The following is a 19144-nucleotide window of genomic DNA, read 5'->3' on the forward strand; positions in this document are numbered from 1 at the left end:
TTGTTAAAAATTTATAGCAATGGATGAGATATTGAAATATTTTCCCAATTTGACCGATCTTCAAATCGAACAATTTCAAAAATTAGACTTTTTATACCACGATTGGAATGAAAAAATCAATGTTATTTCGCGTAAAGACATTGATTCATTATATACAAAACATATTTTGCATTCATTAGGAATTGCTAAGGTTATGAAGTTCGAACCTGGAACAACGGTTTTAGATGTTGGAACGGGAGGAGGTTTTCCTGGAATTCCGTTAGCGATTCTTTTTCCTGAAACTCGTTTTTATTTGATTGATGTTATTGCAAAAAAAATAAGAGTAGTTCAAGGTGTTGCTGAGGCATTAGAATTAAAAAACGTAAAAGCAGAGCAAAAGCGTGCAGAACTAGTAAAAGGTGATTTTGATTTTATTGTAAGTCGAGCTGTAACGAATATGCCTGATTTTGTTTCATGGATTAAAGATAAAATCAAGAAGCAGCATAAGCACAAATTGAAAAATGGAATCCTTTATTTAAAAGGAGGCGATTTGACTGAAGAATTGAAAGATTTTCCAAATACCACTTTATATGATCTGGCTGATTTTTTTGAGGACGAATTTTTTGAAACAAAAAAAGTGGTTCACCTTCCTTTAAAATTTAAACCTTAAATATTAAACAACCCGTTTAGAATTTTCTAAATGGGTTGTTTTTTGAAGAAAACTAAAGCTTAAAAATTAAGAAGCTTTTTTTGAGAGATTCAAAAAGCTGTTTGCCTTATGATCTAAATTGTTTATGAAGCCGTGAATTGCATTTTCTGATGCTTCAATTGAATATTCAAATTTTTCGTCAAAGAAAAACTCACGGCAAATTAGTGGTTCGTTTGATGAATCGTAGATTGCTTCATCACTTTCATCCAACTTATCGTTTTTGTATGGATTCGGATGAGATTGAGCTAATTTTGCAATAGTTTGAGTAAACCAATTGTCGAAGTTTTTCTTTTTTGGTGTAATATGGCGTGCCAAAAGTACCAATCCAACAAGGTCATTTTGTAAAAAGTAAGAGCCTTTACGATATCTTACATCTATTATGGTTACATTCATTAGAGCAATCCATAATGCCCCATTGACTGAACCAGTTGCAGGAATTTCAAAATCGGTGTCAAATAATAACGGATTCGTCTGTTCGTGATTATTGATAGAGCACCAAAGAGCTTCAATGCGTTTTTGCATATCGTTTGTTATTTGGCTGTAGCCTGTAAAACGCCAGTAAACCCATTCTAATAGTGCTGCAGTTAAACCTATTGAGCCTTTATGGTTTATTTGCATTAAGGTGTATTCTAGGTCATCGTTTCCTTCAATGGGATCTAAAAGTTTATTTATTTTCTTTTTTGTCCATTTATAATCAATTGCGTGACCGATACTTTTAGATTCCATGATAACTTTTGGAACGTTATTTAAGTTTCTCATATTTATGCTGTTAATTTTATTAGATTTATTAATGTTGATTAATATGAAGCAAAATTAAAAGGATGAGTCTTTTTTGAATGGAGCAAGAAGTCTTTAAACTATCAAAATAAGACATTTTTAATAATTAAAAGACTGATTTTTAAATAAGAAAGAAAATAGCTACGGAAATAAAGTATTGCTTATAAAATAAAAAGCCGATTCTTTTTTAAGAATCGGCTTTTTTTATATAGTCAGATTTCCAACTTGAAATCTCAAATTTGAATCAAATTAACCTAAGAATGGGTATCTGTAATCTTCTGGAGTTACAAAAGTTTCTTTGATAGTTCTTGGAGAAGCCCAACGCAATAAGTTTAATGCAGAACCTGCTTTGTCGTTAGTTCCAGAAGCTCTTGCTCCACCAAATGGTTGCATTCCTACAACAGCTCCAGTTGGTTTGTCGTTGATGTAGAAGTTACCAGCAGAATTTTGCAATTTAGTTGTAGCTACTTCAATAGCGTAACGATCTTGGCTAAATACAGCTCCTGTTAGAGCGTACTCAGAAGTAGTATCAACTAGTTCAAGAGTTTCTTCCCATTTAGCATCTTCGTAAACATAAATAGTGATAACTGGTCCGAATAACTCAGTTTCCATTGTAGTATATTTAGGGTTTGTAGTTACAATAACTGTTGGCTCAATAAAGTATCCTACAGATTTATCGTAATTTCCTCCAACGATGATTTCAGCGTCAGCATCTTTTTTAGCTTGGTCGATATAACTAGCTAATTTATCAAAAGAACCTTCGTGAATAACTGCTGTAATGAAGTTTCCAAAATCTTCTGGAGAACCCATTTTCATAGATTTTGCATCAGCGATTAATTGCTCTTTTACAGCTGGCCATAAACTTTGTGGAACGTAAGCTCTAGAAGCAGCAGAACATTTTTGTCCTTGATATTCAAATGCTCCACGAGTAATTCCTGTAGCAACTTGTTTTACGTTTGCGCTTGGGTGAGCAATGATAAAATCTTTACCTCCAGTTTCACCAACGATTCTTGGATACGTTTTGTAATTATTGATGTTTGCACCAATTTTAGCCCAAATATCTTTAAATACGTGAGTTGATCCTGTAAAGTGAACACCAGCAAAATCACGGCTAGCTAAAACAGTATCAGTAATCATTAAAGCATCTCCGAAAACTACGTTGATAACGCCGTCTGGAACTCCAGCTTCTTTGAAAACATCGATAATAACTTTTGCAGAAAATACTTGGCTATCACTTGGTTTCCAAACTACAACGTTACCCATCATAGCAGCACTTGCAGGAAGGTTTGCAGCGATAGCAGTAAAGTTGAAAGGAGTAATTGCGTAAACGAAACCTTCTAATGGTCTGTATTCTACACGGTTCCAAACAGTAGAATCTGATTTTGGCTGATCGTTGTAGATTTGAGTCATGAACTCAACATTGTAACGTAAGAAGTCGATTAACTCGCAAGAAGAATCGATTTCTGCTTGGTGAATATTTTTAGATTGACCAATCATTGTAGCAGCGTTGATACGAGCTCTGTATGGTCCTGCGATAAGTTCAGCAGCTTTTAAGAAAATAGCAGCACGTTGTTCCCATGCCATGTTTGCCCATGCGTTTCTTGCTTCAAGTGCATTAGCAATTGCTTTTTCGATATGTTGTTTTTCAGCTAAATGATATTTTCCAACAACGTGTTTGTGATCGTGTGGAGCTGTAATGTTTCTTGTATTTCCAGTTCTGATTTCTTCGTTTCCAATATATAAAGGAACGTCAATTTGAGAATTCCACATTGTGGTATAAGCAGCCTGAACAGCAGCTTTTTCTGGTGAGTTTGGTGCGTAGCTTTTTACAGGCTCGTTTACCGCTTTTGGTACATGAAAAAATCCTTTAAGCATGTTATTTAAAATTTGTGAATTAGACAATTTAAAGTTAGACGATTTGTTTTGTTACGAAAAATCTAACGTTGCACAAAAGTACAAAGGATAAATTAATAAATTGACAAATTTATGATTAAGATAACGATAAAAGCTATAGATGTAAACTATATCTTAATTTAATGCAAAAGGAGCACACATTCTAAAAGTAGGAACAATTACTTTGAATGTTTTTGTTGTAGTAAAATTGATCATATTAAAATGACCTTTCATAGCACCATAAGGAGACGATAATAAACAGCCAGAGCTGTAAGTGTGGTTTTCGCCAGGTTTTAGAACTGGTTTTTTCCCGATAACACCTTCGCCATCTACCACTTCTAAATCATTTAAAGAATCAAAAATTTCCCAATGACGAGAAGTTAATTGTACAGAGTCTTTACTGTGATTTTCGATGGTAACTACGTAACTAAAAGCAAAATGAATCTTGTAGTTTTTGAAGTATGTACCTTCAAAACTAGTCAAAACAGATATTTTTATGCCTCGTGTAATTTGAGAAACCATACTAACGCCGTATATATGTGAGTGTTATAGTGGCAAAGTTACGAAAAAAAATCGTTTAAACTAAAACCTTAACATTGTTTTAATTGACTATATTGATAGAGTTTGCATTTCCCTTTCCAATTACACGCTGATAACGATCGGTTGCCTCCTTGTAGTATACCAAGATGGTGTACTCGTTTTCAGTCTGATAAAAGTTTCCGTCAATGGCATTTTCAAAATCAACAACGCCTTTTTTGTCTGCAACAGTATACTGAAAATTGGTAAAACCTTGCTTGATCATAATCGCTTTTTCAAAAACACCTTTGTCGTTATTATAATCCATTTTATATTCTGGCGAAAGGCTATAATTATTGAACATTCCAGTAATATAAATGTCTTTATTTAATCTGAAAGCAGGTGCAGAAAGCGTAAAATAAACCCAAGCATAATCAGCTTCAATATCGTTGTTAGAACCATTGATATTCTTTACGACAAAGTTTCCGTTTACATCTTCATAATTGGTATAAATCTGATTTCCTCTTGCTGCATTGGTGTATAAAAAGGCATTATAAATATCATTGTTAGAACCTATTTTAGCAACATTGTTACTAGCTGCACGAATGTCTTTATTTTCAAAATATAAATATTCGTTTCCGCCCCAAAACTGAGTTTCTTTATCATATTTATAAATCAATTGATTGCCGATAGTATATTGAGGAACGATGTTTTTTATCTCAGTATGAAAGTTTCCATTTTGCAATAAAAGCACTTTTACGTTCTGTAGCGGTGTTTGAAAAGCTATATCATTAGATAAAATTGTAAATTCAAGATTTTGTTTATAGTCAATGTTGCTCAGATTACGGCTTCTTTTTACTTGAGCGCCAACAGTACAGTGGCTTTCATACAAAATAAATTTTCTAGAAAAAACGGGTTCCCTGTCTTCATTAAGAATTCGCAGCATATAATTTCCCGAAAGGCGAATTAGCTGTGTAAACTGATTTGGAAAAGTAAGTCGGTAATGCGTATAAACCTGAAGCGTATTAAAAGAATTGGAAAAATCTGTAATTCTCTGATTATCCATCCCGACAACATAGTCTGTTTTTGGAATAGCTGTTGGAATCCAATTGTAATCGCAATGAATAATTTCAAAATAATAATTGGCTTCATTGCCAAATAAATCATCAAATTGAAATGTAAATCCAGAACCTAATTCAAAAATAGGCGGAACATTACTGCCATTTTGAATAAAAGAAACCGTTTTAATATTATATGGAGGATCAATTTCTTTTTCTTGAGCTTTCGCTAAAGTGAAAATAAAAAGGAAAATAAAGCTTGTATATAAAAATTTTGGCATCGTATTTCGTTGTAAGATTTGTAAATATAACAATTTTATACAACGAAAAAGATGCCAATCTATAGGGTTTAACAATTAAGAGCCCAAAATATATTCTAAGTTGCCTTCAATTTCATCATTGATGTAACTTTCCTCTAAAAGAGAATCAGACAATAATTTTTTATTTTCTTGCAGTTTGATGATTTTCTCTTCAACCGTGTTTTTCGAAATAAATCGAATCACGTTTACTTTATTCATTTGCCCGATTCTGTGCGCACGTGCAACGCCTTGTTTTTCTGCGAAAGGATTCCACCAAGGATCTAAGAATAAAACGTAAGAAGCTTTTGTAATATTCAAACCAACTCCGCCGGCTTTTAACGAAATAAAAAATAACAGCGGATTTTCTTTTTCCTGAAATACTTTTACTTGCTGCTCTCTTTTGTCTGAAGGTGTTTCTCCAGTAATTTCACAAAACTCTATTTTGTTTTCTTTACACCAATCAGTATAGAAATTCAAATTGGTGACAAACGAACTGAAAATAATCACTTTTTGTTTTGCCTTTACTAAGTTTTCTAAATAATTCGTAACAGCAATAAATTTTCCAGAATCAATTTCAGAATCTGCATCGACCATTTTCGGGTGATTACTCAACTGACGTAATTTCATTAAAGTGTTGATAATGCTAATTTTATCAGGAGAACCATCCGTTTTAAGAAGGAAATTACGAGCTTTAGATTTTTCTTTTTCGTATAATTTTTCCTGTTCAGGATCCATGTCGCAGTAATAAATCTGCTCGGTCAATTCTGGTAAATCTTTTAAAACCTGTTCTTTAGTTCGTCTTAAAATATAAGGCTGAATAAGATTTTTTAATTCTGCTAAAACTTCTTCATTTTGCTTTTTCTCGATCGGATTTTTAAAATTTTCCATAAAGAAAGCATAACTTCCTAAAATCTCCGGATTAATGAACTGCATTTGTGACCATAAATCGTCAAGCGAATTTTCGATTGGTGTTCCACTCAAAGCAATTTTATGCCCCGTGCTGATTTTATTTATCGCTTTAAAAATCTTAGAATTTTTGTTTTTGATGTATTGACTTTCGTCCAAAATCAAATAACGGAAATCGTATTTTTCTAAAATAGAAATATCTCTGTGAATGATGCTGTAACTTGTAAAAATCAAATCGGTCGAATTGATTCTGCTTGCTAAAGATTTTCTGTCATTCCCAACATACTGCATTTTCGAAAAGTGTGGCGTAAACTTTCCAGCTTCATTAAACCAGTTAAAAACCAATGAAGACGGTAAAACGATTAAAGCTTTTAATGGCTCTCTTTCAATCGTAGTTTCGTTGGCAAACAAATCAAAATTGGTAGTTTTCGTTGTAAAGCCTAATTGCTCTTGGACAGAAACCAAAACAGACAAAGTTTGCAACGTTTTTCCAAGTCCCATATCGTCGGCTAAACAAGCTCCCATATTAGAATTGAAGTGTCCTAATAGCCATTTTACTCCATCAATTTGATACGGCCTTAAAGTTGCTTTTATTAAATCTGAACCTGTAAATTCTGCTTGATGAATTTGATCTAAATCATTATCTATTTCTGAAATTCCATCTAAAGCCGTGAAATTGCTTTTTCTCAAAAGTAAAGCGCCATTTTCTGTTTTCGCCAATTTGGCCAAAGAACCATATTTACTAAACCATTCTAACGGAATCAAAAAGTAGTTTCCATCAGGCAAAGGGAAAAGCCTTTCTTTGCTTTTTATGTTCGGAATTATTTCGCTGAAATTAATCTTATAATTTCCAACAGTGATGATGATTTTAATATCAAACCAATCTCCAGTTGTTTCTTTAGAAGCCGAAATAGTATGATTTTCAGTAATGATTTCTTTACTTTCCAGTTTCAGGTTTTCAATGTTAAAACCTAAATCTTTCAGTTTTTCTTTATGGTCAATAATCAATTGAATGTTGATGTAAGGATCTGAATTTTCAACATCAGAATTTAATCCAAACAATTCATTTTTGATTTTTTCTAAACCAATTTCAGATAGTTTTTCGACATACAAATTTTCATCAGCAATTCGTTTAAACTGAATTATTCGCGGTTCGTTTGCCACGCTGAAATCTACAAAAGAATGTGTTTTTTTAGTTTTGCTTCCGTCAAAAACATATCCGTTATAATCAAAATAAAGATTGAGATAATAACAGTTTTTAAAGAAGTCAAAAATAGGCTGAATCGTACAAGAAGCAATTTGGTCACGAAGTTCGATTTCAAATCCGTTGGCTTCAATGTCAATTTTTTTTGCAATTTCTGGGATGAAATTTTTAAAATAATCATCAACCAGTTTTGATGGAATTTCGATTGATTTTTTCTTTAAAAATGGAGTTAGTTTCTTGCCATTAAGTTCTTTTAATTGTCCTAGTTTTTTATTGACAATCAGCCAGCCCGGTTCATCAGAAAGAATGTCTACTTTATTTTCCATCGGCAAAAATGTAGTTTCATTTTCTTTTAAAGAAAGGGTATAAGTGATTCCTTCTGAATGTTTGTCGAAGTGAATCTGAGGTTCAAAATCCAACGGATCAATGCTGACTCTCGAACGATAAAAATCCTTTTCTGGTCCTAAATCAATTGATAATGGATATTGTTCCTGAACAATTAAGCTGTAAAACGGACTCAAATTGATTTTTAAATGCTGACGAATCGCAAAATCAATTTTAGAATCTTTCTGTAAATCGGCAATTGTTTTAGCTGATTTTACTTTTGCGCTGAACTTTTTAAATACAAATTCAGGTTTTAAAGATTCGCAAATGGTAAGTATCTTTTTTGAATTATGATCTAAAGTTTCATAATCAATTCCGAAACTTTCAATTATAGTTTTGGTAGCTTTTTTATCAAGATATTTGATTTCGCTGGTGTTTTCGACAATATACGCTGTTGGGATATAAGCGTTCAGATTTTTTTCAAAACTGATGTCAAAACAGAACTGAAATGGTTTTGTAGGTTGCAAAATATTGGGATTTGGTTAGGCTTGTATTCTGAGATTTGGGCTAAAAAAAAGCGTTCCCAAATTATTTCTATTTTGAAAACGCTTTTTAAATGAACTTATATCACTTATATGGTGAAAAAAAAAACTAGTTTTCCTGTTTAAAGCAAAGCGGAATAATTTCGCCTTTTGCCAAACAGTATTTTTCAACCAATTCTGGTGCAATTTTATTAGTGTAATCTTCTTCGATAACAATAAAACCAATGCTTCTTAATTTATCGAAATAGTCGCGTCCGTAAACACGTACGTGATCGTATTGTCCGAAGATTTTAGCACGTTCTTTTTGATCTGTAATTGAATCATCTGCAAACGTAACTTCGCGAGATAAATCCTGAGGAATCTGCAAAATCGCCATTCCGCCTGGTTTTAATACTCGATATAATTCCTGCATCGCTTTCGTATCATCTGGAATATGTTCTAAAACGTGATTACATAAAATAACGTCATATTCATTGTCTTTAAAAGGCAAATTACAAATGTCTGCTTTTACATCTGCCAAAGGCGAAAGTAAATCTGTCGTTGTGTAATCAAGGTTTTTCTGCTTACGGAATCTTTTGTAAAAAGCTTGTTCGGGAGCAAAATGCAACACTTTTTTAGGCGCTGTAAAAAAATCAGTTTGATCGTTTAAATACAACCAAAGTAAACGGTGTCTTTCTAAAGAAAGCGTACTTGGCGAAAGCACATTGTTACGCTGTTTTCCGTATCCGTAAGGCAAAAACGATTTAAAGCTTCTTCCGTCAATAGGATCTGTAAATTTATCTCCTCTTAATGAGAAAGCTAAAATTGGACGCGCCACATAACTTAAACGAATTAATAATGGGCGTGGGATTGTATTTAAAACTAATTTAAAAAGTTTTTTCACTGGTTTGATTCGGGTTGTATTATAGTACTAATGGAACTTGTCTGAATTCGTCTTCTTCGTTGCTTTCGATTCCTAAAGCTTTGTAGATGTATTGGAAAGTAGATAATAACTCAGGTTTTCCGTCAACTAAAGCTACGTCATGCTCAAAATGCGCACTAGGTTTTCCGTCAGCAGTCAAGATTGTCCAGCCGTCTTTCAGTTGTTTGATATTTCTAGTTCCCATGTTGATCATTGGTTCAATTGCAACAACCATTCCTTCAACAAAAAGTTTTCCACGTCCGCGTTTTCCGTAGTTTGGCATTTCTGGTTCTTCGTGCATTTTTTGTCCAACACCATGTCCAACCAATTCACGAACTACACCGTAACCGTGAGCTTCAGTATATTTTTGAATCGCATTTCCAACATCTTCAACACGATTTCCTGCTTTAAATTCTCTAATTCCAACGTAAAGAGATTCTTTAGTAACACGTAAAAGTTTTTTAACTTCTGGTGCAACTTCTCCAATTTCGAAACTATATGCGTGATCTCCGTGGTAACCATTTTTGAAAGCACCGCAATCAACCGAAATAACATCACCATTTTTTAGAGGAACATTATTAGGAATACCGTGAACAACCTGAGCATTTGGGCTCATGCAAAGCGAATTCGGGAAATCGTACAATCCAAGAAAACTTGGAACCGCACCGTGATCACGAATAAATTCTTCGGCTAATTTGTCAAGATATAATGTAGTTACTCCTTCTTTAATTTCAGAAGCAATCATTCCTAATGTTTTTGATACGATTAAAGCACTTTCGCGCATTAATTCGATTTCTTCTCTAGTTTTTTGGATAATCATATTTTTCCCATTTTCAGTTCGCAAAAGTACAATTTTTATCTCATTTTTTATGTAAAATTTTTTTGCCACGAATTCACGAATTATCTCTAATCAAAAACGTTGAAAATCGAATTTCGCAAATTTGTTATTTATGAATTTAAAGACATAGTTTTTAAAATAATTCGTGAATTCGTGGCGAATAACACCCAAGGTTTTCAGAAAAAAAGCCGTAAATTAGTAGAACAAACGTTTATAATTATGGAAACTATTACAGATCGAGATATAGATAAAGTTAAGGCTCTTAAGAAAATGAAGAGAAATGCTTTGGGACTTTTGGGTATTGCAGTGTTGTTGTTTTTAATTGCGATTTACTTTAAAATTCCAATGTTGCAAGCTTTTAGTGAAGCTGCGATGGTGGGAGGAATTGCAGATTGGTTTGCTGTTGTAGCATTGTTTCGTCATCCGATGGGAATTCCGATTTGGCATACCGCAATTATTCCGACCAAGAAAAATGAAATTGGAGAGAACCTTGGAAATTTTGTTTCTGAAGAATTTCTGGATCGTGAAAAAATGGAGATTAAACTAGACGAATTTAATTTTGCAGTGAAAGCTTCAGATTGGATTTCGCAAGAAGAAAATGCCAATAAAATAGCAGATGTTGTTGCTGTAAATATTATTCCTGGAATTTTAAGAACCATCAAAGACGAAGATGTCAAAAGGTTTATTCAGGTTCAGTTCAAGGAAAAAATGGAAGGAATTAACTTCGGAAATTGGGTTGCCGTCGCTTTAGAACCTTTGCAAAAAGGAGAATTAAAAAATCAGATGCTGACGAATCTTCTAGAAGTTATGAGCAGTGAATTGACTAATAATAAAGATTTAATTCGACAAAAAGTAAAAGCTTCGACTCCGCTTCTAAGTTTCGGATTGGCTGATAAAAGCATTACAGAAGGTGTTTTTAATGGATTGCAGGATTTTTTAAATGAAGCGAAAAAGCCAGAAAGTGCAGTTCGCTTAAAAATTGACGAATACATTTTTAATTTCTTAGAAAAAGTAAAAAACTCAGAAGAAATGCGAATTAAAATCAACGATATGATTTTAGGTTTCGTTGGAAAAAAAGAAGTTCAGGATTACATTAACGGAATTTGGGATGAAGTAAAATTATCCATCACAAACGATTTGGATAAAGGCGACGATTCTTCTATAAAAAACAGTATCGCTGGATTAATTCAGACTTTCGGAAACGGAATTAAAGAAGATCAAGTTATGATTGATAAGATTAATAATTTCATTAAAAATGATTTATTGTCGATTCTTTTAAATAACAAAAAAGTAATTGGAGATTTGATTTCTTCAACTGTAAAAAGCTGGGATGGAAAAGAAGTTTCGGAAAAATTAGAATTAGAAATCGGTAAAGATCTTCAATATATTAGAATCAACGGAACATTGGTCGGTGGATTTATTGGACTTGTAATTTATGGGGTAGAGCAGTTGTATCATTTGATTGTAATGTAATATCCACATTCTTGTGTCATTGCGAGGAACGAAGCAATCACACTAGAAATTCCATAAACGAAATCAAAAATCATTGTCGATTTACTTAGTACGGTTGCTTCGTTCCTCGCAATGACAAAACAGACGTGAGAAAAAATAAAAGAGGCGAATTCTTTAGAATTCGCCTCTTTTTGTGAGTTCTGTTTTAAATGAACTTATATCACTTATATGGTTGAAAAACTTTTATAAAAGCGAATGACAAGTCATTGCATTTGGTTGTTGAACGCCCATTAATTCTAAAATTGTTGGAGCGATATCACCTAAAACACCATCTTGAATACTTTTCAGTTGTTTGTCAACTAAAATAATAGGCACTGGGTTTGTTGTGTGAGCCGTATTTGGAGATCCATCAGGATTAATCATCGTTTCGCAGTTTCCGTGATCGGCAATTACAATTGTAGTATAATCGTTGGCAAGAGCCGCTTCGATAACTTGTTTCGCGCAAGCGTCAACAGCTTCACAAGCTTTAATTGCAGCTTCCATAATTCCAGTGTGACCAACCATATCTCCGTTTGCGAAGTTTAAACAAACAAAATCAACTTCACCTTTGTTCAATTCTGGAACAAGAGCATCAGTAAGTTCGTAAGCGCTCATTTCTGGTTTTAAATCGTAAGTTGCTACTTTTGGAGAGTTTCTTAAGATTCTAGATTCACCTTCAAAAGGAACTTCTCTACCTCCTGAGAAGAAGAAAGTTACGTGAGGATATTTCTCGGTTTCAGCAATTCTGATTTGTTTTTTACCAGCTTTTTCTAAAACTTCACCAAGAGTTTCTGTGATATTATCTTTATTGTAAACCACTTTTACGTTTTGATACGTTTCGTCGTAGTTTGTCAATGTTACATAATATAGGTTTAGTTTGTGCATATTTTGCTCGTGGAAATCTTGCTGAGAAAGAGCTTCAGTAAGTTCACGACCTCTGTCTGTTCTAAAGTTGAAGAAGATTACAACATCACCTTCAACAATTGTAGCAAGAGGTTTTGCATTTTCGTCAACAATAACAACAGGCTCGATAAACTCATCTGTTACATCTTTTGCGTAGCTGTCTAAAACACTTGCAACAGCATTTGTTGATGGAGTTCCAACGCCGTTTACAACTAGATCGTAAGCTAATTTTACACGCTCCCAACGTTTATCACGGTCCATTGCGTAGTAACGTCCGATGATAGAAGCAATTTTTACTGGAGTATCTTTAATATAATCTTCTAAATCGTGAATGTATTTCCCTCCAGATTTAGGGTCAACGTCACGTCCGTCTGTAAAAGCATGAACATAAACCTGATCTAAACCGTATTCTTGAGAAGCATCGATTAATCCGCGAAGGTGTGAAGTATGTGAGTGAACACCACCATCTGAAACTAATCCTAAAAAGTGTACTTTTTTATTGTTGTCTTTAGCATAAGTAAAAGCATCAATTAAAACTTGCTCTTTTGCTAAAGTTTTGTGCTCTACAGCTAAATTTATTTTGGCTAAATCTTGATATACAATTCTTCCTGCACCAAGATTCATGTGTCCAACTTCGCTATTTCCCATTTGTCCTTCTGGCAAACCAACATTTAATCCGTCAGTTCTAAGTTGCGCGCTTGGGTAATTTTTGTATAGACTGTTTATAAAAGGAACATTTGCATTGTCTATTGCAGATACTTTAGGGTCAGGAGATTTTCCCCAACCGTCTAAAATCATAAGGATAACTTTTTTGTTCATTACTTTTTGTTTTCTACAAAGATAAGTCATTTCTAAAATAGGCAAGAAACGATTGTTACATTTATATTTAATAAAATGAAGCTTGACAAAAAATATTGATTTAATTAAAGAACCCTTTATTTTTTAAAATTAATTCACGCTAAGCTCTTTTTCTGACTTTATTTTTGACAGCATTATAGTCAATAAAATATTTCACACTTATAGAAAAGATATGTTTTAGCGCGTCATTATTTAATAATCCCGCCACATTGTGTCTGTAATCTTTATCAATAACTCGTTCAAAATTAGCGGCATTATTTCGGTACAAAGCAGAAAGCTGGCTTCCAGGGGCAAACCACCAAGAATAAGATAAATCGGCATTCCAAGAATAAAAACTCGAATTTTTGTTGACGGTATATTGCGGGTACGGACTAAGATTTCCGTTTGATTCTAAAGCTAAAATATCTTTATTATCTGCGTAAGACCAATATTGACGAACAGTAAGATTAATAGTCATTGCGCTATTTATTGCATATTTACCTCCTAAAGTATTAGAATAGGTAATTACATTTCTGTTGGCAAAAATGATATCATTTGGAGTACTTTCATTATCGTCGCCATCAATCTGATCGATGTAACCTTTATTGTTATTTTTTCTAATATAACTAAAGAAATAAGTCAGTAAAAGTTTGTCGCTGAAACGATATCTCGGACCAATATCGAAGCCGTATGTCAAACGATCAGATTCGTCAAATACATTCAAAGTACCATTTAAATCAATCGCAAATTTATGGTTGTAATTGGTAGAAATGCTTCCCCAAGTTTCTATTTTTCTCGGAATTGTAACGTATTTGTTTTCAGCACGCGGCTCGTAATAATCGTTAATTTCTAAAGGATAAAAAGTGATTCCACCTCCATAATAATTATTTTTAACTGTAGTCAAATTTAAATTTGCATTGATGCTGTTGTCCTGCAGTTTTCCAGATTCTTTATTGAATTCTGTATACATATTATAGTTAATCCTAAAAGTATTGAAACGCTTCGTAGGATTTAAAATTCTATAATTGGCATTTCCGTAAAAATTATAATAATTGGTGTAGAAGTTAATCCCCAAATCATTCGGATCATAATCTTTTGTAACAAAATCAGAACCAATACTGTATCTGTAATTTCCGCTTGTTTCGGCTAAACTTAGTGTAGAATAAAAACCGTTTTTATCTTCAAAATCATTAATATGACTGTATTTTACATTTCCAAATAAACTATAAGTGTTTGCTTTTGTATTTAAATCCCAAGCCAGGCCCGTTACGTTTGCATCTCTCGTGTGACCATTTCGAGTTACATTGGTATTAATAAAGGTAACTGACGAATTTTTTCTAAAACGCTGATCCAAAACCAACACATTATAATTGGTAAGCGGTTCTACAATTACTTTTCTCGTTTCGCCATTTTCGGTATTTTTTATGGTAGCAAAAGTTTTTTCTGTAACGGCATTCAAAACCCCAATTCCGAGTCCGTCTTTTGTTCTTCCTGATAATTTTAAGGCGTTAACCAAATTTACAGCGGCAGGCAATTCTGTAATTTCTTCGTTTTCATTTAACGAAGGATCGATCGATGGAGTGCCGCCAATTCTTCGCGAATAGAAAATACCGCCCTTACTGAATAAGTCGGTTCCTTCTGTAAAAAAAGCTCTGTTTTCGTTAAATTGCTGTTCAAATGGACCAAGATTTAAAATCTGATCGTCGTATTTTGTCTGTCCAAAGTCAGGAATTAAAATAGCATCAACTGTAAAAGCATCTGTTATACCATATTTAATATCCATTCCACCTTTAATTGTTCCGTATGTTTTTTGTCCGTCAGAAGCGTTCAAATAATAAGAAGCATAAGGCATAAAAAACAATCGAGTAGGAGGTTTGATGTTTTCAATTCCCTCTAAAGTCCCAGCTTGTTGTGTAAAAGTTCCAATTTTTCTATCGACGAAATTCCAAGTATATTTATAACGATCACGTTTGATTTCTCTAAAGAAATTAATCCCCCAGATTTGTTTGTTTTCTCCAGAAAAACGCAACGCAGAGTACGGAATTTTCATTTCAACAATCCATCCGTTTTCTGTCAAAGCGGCTTTGCTAATCCATACAGCATCCCAAGAATAATCTTCGCCATTTGCATCGGTCATAATACAATCGCCCTGAACATCGGCTGCAGAAACATAAAACATAAAATCCTGCTGTCCGTCATTAAAACCATTAATGAAAACGCCAAAGAGGTCTGCCGTTCCAAAATTATCACGTTGAGAGATTTCTTTTAAAATTTTAGAAGGTTCATTATCATGTAGCATTGCGCCAATATAAATCGCATCATTATTATATATGACTTTAACCTCGGTACGTTTTTCATACGGAATAGCTTTGCCATTGTCTGGTTCTAGCATGATAAAGTCTGTGGCAATCGGTACATTTTCCCAAGCAGGTTCGTCTAGTTTTCCATCAATAGAAATTACATGCGAAGTTACTTGTGCCTGAATTGATTTTTTCTGGCCATAACTCCACATAGAGCATAATATTAAACAAAAGAAAATGATTTTTTTCATTGGTTTTTTGATGCGAAATGAATTGCAAATGTATTTTTTATAGAAGCAATAGACTCAATTTTGTTCTATTTGTTACAGTTTTTGTTTCAAGATTTTCATTTTATTCTATTTTTTTAAGAAAAACGGCTAAAATGTTATGATTTTAACTACTAGATAAAATCTTACAGAAATAGCGTTTTTATGTTAATAATGTTAAAGTTTAAGCAAAAAAGGCCTGAAAATCAGGCTCGTATTTTGCAAGGAGTGATTTTTTTATACTTTTGCGATACCCAAATTTTTTGTTTAACCTAAAGAAATTCAATGATTTACAAAATTTATCCGTTATTTGTGTTTTTGCTATTGTCTTTTGGAAAAGATTCAAAAAGCACTGCCGATCTTAAAAAAAATGCCACTGTAAAGTCGATTGCTAAAGTCGAAAAGGTTACAGTAGATTCTAAAATCGAGAGCGTTTATAACTCGTTAAATTCAAACAATTTTAAAATGCCTGAACTTAAAACTTTCACGGAAGCTTTAAAAGGATTTTATTTGTTGAAAGACAGAGGAGTGATTAAGAAAAATATTCTAACACTAATTGATTTTAGTTTGTCATCAAACACTAAACGTTTGTGGGTGATTGATTTAACTAGTAATACAATTTTGTTTAATTCTCTTGTCGCTCACGGAAGAAATACTGGAGAAGAATTTGCTTCAGCATTCTCAAATCTTAATTCATCATTTAAAAGCAGTTTAGGATTTTATGCAACTGGTGAAATTTATCAAGGAAAACATGGCGCTTCTTTACGTTTAGATGGTTTAGAAAATGGCGTAAACGACAATGCTCGTGAAAGAGGCGTTGTAATGCATGGCGCAGACTACGTGTCTGAATCTTTCATCAGAGATCATAAAAGACTAGGCAGAAGCCAAGGCTGTCCTGCAGTTCCTGTTGAATTGACAAATGAAATTATTCAATTAATAAAAGACAAATCGTGTTTATATATCTATCATCCGTCAAGAAGTTTCACGATGGAAGAAAGGCTAATTTCTTAATTGCGCATATAAATCCGAATCCAAATCATAAATATCAGCTCTGAAAATGAGCTGATTTTTTTTGCTCCATGCCGTCCAATACCATTGATATAAAGCATACTTTTTAGTAATCTTAAAACTCATGGTGGTTTTGCTTGCAATAATAGTGTCGATTCTGTCTTGTGGCCAGTTACCGTCAACATCTAAAATATGTTGAGCAAGTTCTAACGGGTTTTCAACACGAACACATCCAGAACTCATAGAACGATTGTTACGTCCAAAAATACCGCGGTGATTCGTATCGTGCAAATAAACACTGTGATGGTTTGGAAACAAAATTTTCATTAAACCCAATGAATTATCATATCCAGGACTTTGTACATATCGATAATTGTTTGGCTTCTTTTCATTCCAATCTGCTGGAGAAACTACTTTTCCTGTAGTATCATAAATAGTGATGTTTTTCTTAGCTAAATAATTTCGATTTCTCTTCATTGCCGGAACCACATCTTCTTTTAGAATTGTTGGCGGAACAGTCCAAGTCGGATTAAAAACAACTGTTTTTAAGAAAGAAGTAATAATAGGTGTTCTTCTTTTACTAGTCCCAACGACAACATTTCGAACTAAAGTAGTATCTTGATTTTCGACAACATTTAAGCTGTAATCTGGAATGTTAATAATGAAATAGTTTTCCGCCAATTCTGACGGATACCATCTCCAACGCTCCAAATTGGCAATGATCTGTTTTTTTCTACTTTCTTTAGAATGGTTTAAAGCGCGAATCGTTCCAACTCCAATAACTCCATCAGAAGCTAAACCGTGTCTCTCTTGGAATTTTTTAACCGATTCAAAAGTTTTTTTATCGTAAATTTTTGAAAGATTTTCTGTTCCAGTCATGTCATCCCAATACAAAAGCCTCTTTTTAATGTTAATTAAAGCGGGATTTGTATCGTTTAAAACAATTTTATCCGCAGATTCAATAGTGCCTATACTATCATCTGGAAAAGTATTTATGATTTCAAGCGCTTTTAACAACCCTCTATATATTTGTGTTTTAGGCTGAATGTTTTCGACAATGCTGTCTAATTTGTTTTTATTGAAACCTTTAATTAAAACAGAATTTACGTCAAATGTTTTTTCATCCAAATCCCAATTGCCATAGAGTTTTTTAGGATCTAGCTTTCCTTTATAGATATGATTTAGATATTTCTCAAAATTATAAGTCAACAAAATATCATAAGCAGCCAAGTCTTTATCGTTAAGTGAAGCGACTTTACTTTCGAATTTTTTTAGCTGAGATATTTTGTAATCTTCTGGCTCTAAGCCTAATTTATCTGATTTTTCTAAATGAGATAAAACAAAAGTTCTTTTTTCAAGATTTCCCCAAACCGTTTGATTTTCAGATGCGATGTAAAACTGTTTTAAGGTCTCGCTTTTAAAAACGCCTATTGCCGCAGTATCTATTTCAACTTTTCTCTCGTCTGAAAGTATGATTGCTGGCACCTTTTTTTTGACAATAGGTGTAAGTTTCGGGCTTTCTTTTTTACACCCCACAAGAATGCATAGTACTACTAAAAAGTAGATTTTTTTCATATTATAAATTTTTAAACATCAAATAATGTTCGCCAACATCTTTAATATCAAATGCTTCACCTTGGGGCTGGTAATTCATTTTTTTATAAAAGCCTACAGCGGCTGTTCTGGCATTAAACCAAATCAAATCAACTTGATTGTCATTGCAGTAGGTTTCACAATGTCTAACCAAAGCTTCTCCAAATCCCTTTTTTTGATGAGTGTCTAAAACAGCCATCCCTCGAATTTGGGCTTGATTTTTTTCGGCAAATATAGTATTGATTTTATCAAATAACGAAATAATTCCTATTAATTCTTCTTCATCAAATAAACCAAAGTGATGAGTAGACTCTAAATCATCGCCTTCAAACACGCAACTTTCGATCGGTTTTCCTTTTCTTAAAACAGGTTGGCGAACAGCATAAGTCTCTTTTGAGGTAATTTCTCTAATTGTGATCATAATTTTTTTAAAAATATTGTATTTATAACTTTTTAATTTTAAATCAGTTATAAAAAATTGTTGTTTTTTATTGATTTTTTTTGCCGAAAAGCTTGTTTTTAACTGAACTTTCTTTCTATCTTTGCCGAACCAATGCGAAAGTAGCTCAGTTGGTAGAGCTCCAGCCTTCCAAGCTGGTTGTCGCGAGTTCGAGCCTCGTCTTTCGCTCTAGAAAACAAACTTTTTAGTTTTGTTTTTGTGAAAATAAAATTTTTGATTTTTATTTGTTTTTAAAATTAAAATTTTTAAATTTGCACTCGGTTAATGCGAAAGTAGCTCAGTTGGTAGAGCTCCAGCCTTCCAAGCTGGTTGTCGCGAGTTCGAGCCTCGTCTTTCGCTC

The 19144-nt window shown here is 33.2% G+C and carries 14 protein-coding genes and 2 tRNA genes; 5 read left to right on the top strand and 11 right to left on the bottom strand.

Annotated elements, in window-relative coordinates:
- The first annotated feature begins 19 nt into the window (after window positions 1–19).
- The gene (gene rsmG, locus ACE01P_RS15270; RefSeq protein WP_379699374.1) at window positions 20–649 is read left to right on the top strand and encodes a 16S rRNA (guanine(527)-N(7))-methyltransferase RsmG; all 630 of its coding nucleotides are present in this window, start codon (window positions 20–22) and stop codon (window positions 647–649) included.
- Window positions 650–715: 66 nt separating this feature from the next.
- Here the strand turns inward: rsmG and ACE01P_RS15275 are convergent, their stop codons facing one another.
- From ACE01P_RS15275 to map, 7 genes are all read right to left on the bottom strand, one after another.
- The gene (locus ACE01P_RS15275; protein ID WP_379699376.1) at window positions 716–1447 is read right to left on the bottom strand and encodes a hypothetical protein; all 732 of its coding nucleotides are present in this window, start codon (window positions 1445–1447) and stop codon (window positions 716–718) included.
- A 267-nt stretch (window positions 1448–1714) separates the two neighbouring features.
- Window positions 1715–3340 (bottom strand): L-glutamate gamma-semialdehyde dehydrogenase, encoded by a 1626-nt coding sequence (gene pruA / locus ACE01P_RS15280; RefSeq protein ID WP_379699378.1) that lies wholly within the window; start codon window positions 3338–3340, stop codon window positions 1715–1717.
- A gap of 153 nt (window positions 3341–3493) precedes the next feature.
- A complete protein-coding gene (gene apaG / locus ACE01P_RS15285; RefSeq protein WP_008467225.1) occupies window positions 3494–3880 on the bottom strand; it encodes a Co2+/Mg2+ efflux protein ApaG in 387 nt (128 codons plus the stop codon).
- Window positions 3881–3959: 79 nt separating this feature from the next.
- Window positions 3960–5213, bottom strand: coding sequence for a DUF5103 domain-containing protein (locus tag ACE01P_RS15290; RefSeq protein WP_379699381.1), 1254 nt, complete (start codon window positions 5211–5213; stop codon window positions 3960–3962).
- 75 nt (window positions 5214–5288) lie between these two features.
- Window positions 5289–8192, bottom strand: a complete 2904-nt coding sequence (locus ACE01P_RS15295; RefSeq protein ID WP_379699383.1) for a DEAD/DEAH box helicase — start codon at window positions 8190–8192, stop codon at window positions 5289–5291.
- 124 nt (window positions 8193–8316) lie between these two features.
- On the bottom strand, window positions 8317–9090 hold the full coding sequence (locus tag ACE01P_RS15300; protein ID WP_379699386.1) for a class I SAM-dependent methyltransferase: 774 nt from the start codon (window positions 9088–9090) through the stop codon (window positions 8317–8319).
- 19 nt (window positions 9091–9109) lie between these two features.
- Complete coding sequence (map, locus tag ACE01P_RS15305) at window positions 9110–9928, bottom strand: type I methionyl aminopeptidase (protein WP_286969718.1); 819 nt, start codon at window positions 9926–9928, stop codon at window positions 9110–9112.
- 171 nt (window positions 9929–10099) lie between these two features.
- On the opposite strand from map, the gene ACE01P_RS15310 reads away from it, so the two are divergent.
- Window positions 10100–11419 carry a DUF445 domain-containing protein gene (locus ACE01P_RS15310; protein WP_379699389.1) on the top strand — a complete coding sequence of 440 codons (1320 nt, stop codon included), beginning with the start codon at window positions 10100–10102 and terminating at the stop codon, window positions 11417–11419.
- Between the two features lie 222 nt (window positions 11420–11641).
- Here the strand turns inward: ACE01P_RS15310 and gpmI are convergent, their stop codons facing one another.
- Both gpmI and ACE01P_RS15320 read right to left on the bottom strand, forming a co-directional pair.
- Window positions 11642–13159: a 2,3-bisphosphoglycerate-independent phosphoglycerate mutase gene (gene gpmI, locus ACE01P_RS15315; RefSeq protein WP_379699392.1), complete on the bottom strand. Its 1518-nt coding sequence runs from the start codon at window positions 13157–13159 to the stop codon at window positions 11642–11644.
- 139 nt (window positions 13160–13298) lie between these two features.
- On the bottom strand, window positions 13299–15728 hold the full coding sequence (locus ACE01P_RS15320) for a DUF5916 domain-containing protein (RefSeq protein WP_379699394.1): 2430 nt from the start codon (window positions 15726–15728) through the stop codon (window positions 13299–13301).
- 300 nt (window positions 15729–16028) lie between these two features.
- Between ACE01P_RS15320 and ACE01P_RS15325 the strand changes: the two genes are divergently transcribed.
- Window positions 16029–16754 (top strand): murein L,D-transpeptidase catalytic domain family protein, encoded by a 726-nt coding sequence (locus tag ACE01P_RS15325; protein ID WP_379699397.1) that lies wholly within the window; start codon window positions 16029–16031, stop codon window positions 16752–16754.
- Here ACE01P_RS15325 and ACE01P_RS15330 read toward each other — a convergent pair.
- Window positions 16743–18326 carry a murein L,D-transpeptidase gene (locus tag ACE01P_RS15330; RefSeq protein ID WP_379699399.1) on the bottom strand — a complete coding sequence of 528 codons (1584 nt, stop codon included), beginning with the start codon at window positions 18324–18326 and terminating at the stop codon, window positions 16743–16745. The genes ACE01P_RS15325 and ACE01P_RS15330 overlap by 12 nt on opposite strands.
- A 1-nt stretch (window position 18327) precedes the next feature.
- Window positions 18328–18765, bottom strand: a complete 438-nt coding sequence (locus ACE01P_RS15335) for a GNAT family N-acetyltransferase (RefSeq protein ID WP_379699402.1) — start codon at window positions 18763–18765, stop codon at window positions 18328–18330.
- Window positions 18766–18899: 134 nt separating this feature from the next.
- Here ACE01P_RS15335 and ACE01P_RS15340 point away from each other — a divergent pair.
- Window positions 18900–18972 (top strand) — tRNA-Gly (locus ACE01P_RS15340).
- 98 nt (window positions 18973–19070) lie between these two features.
- Window positions 19071–19143 (top strand) — tRNA-Gly (locus tag ACE01P_RS15345).
- Window position 19144 lies beyond the last annotated feature (1 nt).

Origin of the sequence: Flavobacterium sp. HJSW_4 (genome assembly GCF_042436695.1) — a bacterium.
Lineage (GTDB): Bacteria > Bacteroidota > Bacteroidia > Flavobacteriales > Flavobacteriaceae > Flavobacterium.

Coding starts and splice junctions, on each gene's coding strand:
- rsmG (WP_379699374.1), top strand. CDS start 20: ATGGATGAGATATTGAAATATTTTCCCAATTTGACCGATCTTCAAATC.
- ACE01P_RS15275 (WP_379699376.1), bottom strand. CDS start 1,447: ATGAGAAACTTAAATAACGTTCCAAAAGTTATCATGGAATCTAAAAGT.
- pruA (WP_379699378.1), bottom strand. CDS start 3,340: ATGCTTAAAGGATTTTTTCATGTACCAAAAGCGGTAAACGAGCCTGTA.
- apaG (WP_008467225.1), bottom strand. CDS start 3,880: ATGGTTTCTCAAATTACACGAGGCATAAAAATATCTGTTTTGACTAGT.
- ACE01P_RS15290 (WP_379699381.1), bottom strand. CDS start 5,213: ATGCCAAAATTTTTATATACAAGCTTTATTTTCCTTTTTATTTTCACT.
- map (WP_286969718.1), bottom strand. CDS start 9,928: ATGATTATCCAAAAAACTAGAGAAGAAATCGAATTAATGCGCGAAAGT.
- gpmI (WP_379699392.1), bottom strand. CDS start 13,159: ATGAACAAAAAAGTTATCCTTATGATTTTAGACGGTTGGGGAAAATCT.
- ACE01P_RS15320 (WP_379699394.1), bottom strand. CDS start 15,728: ATGAAAAAAATCATTTTCTTTTGTTTAATATTATGCTCTATGTGGAGT.
- ACE01P_RS15325 (WP_379699397.1), top strand. CDS start 16,029: ATGATTTACAAAATTTATCCGTTATTTGTGTTTTTGCTATTGTCTTTT.
- ACE01P_RS15330 (WP_379699399.1), bottom strand. CDS start 18,326: ATGAAAAAAATCTACTTTTTAGTAGTACTATGCATTCTTGTGGGGTGT.
- ACE01P_RS15335 (WP_379699402.1), bottom strand. CDS start 18,765: ATGATCACAATTAGAGAAATTACCTCAAAAGAGACTTATGCTGTTCGC.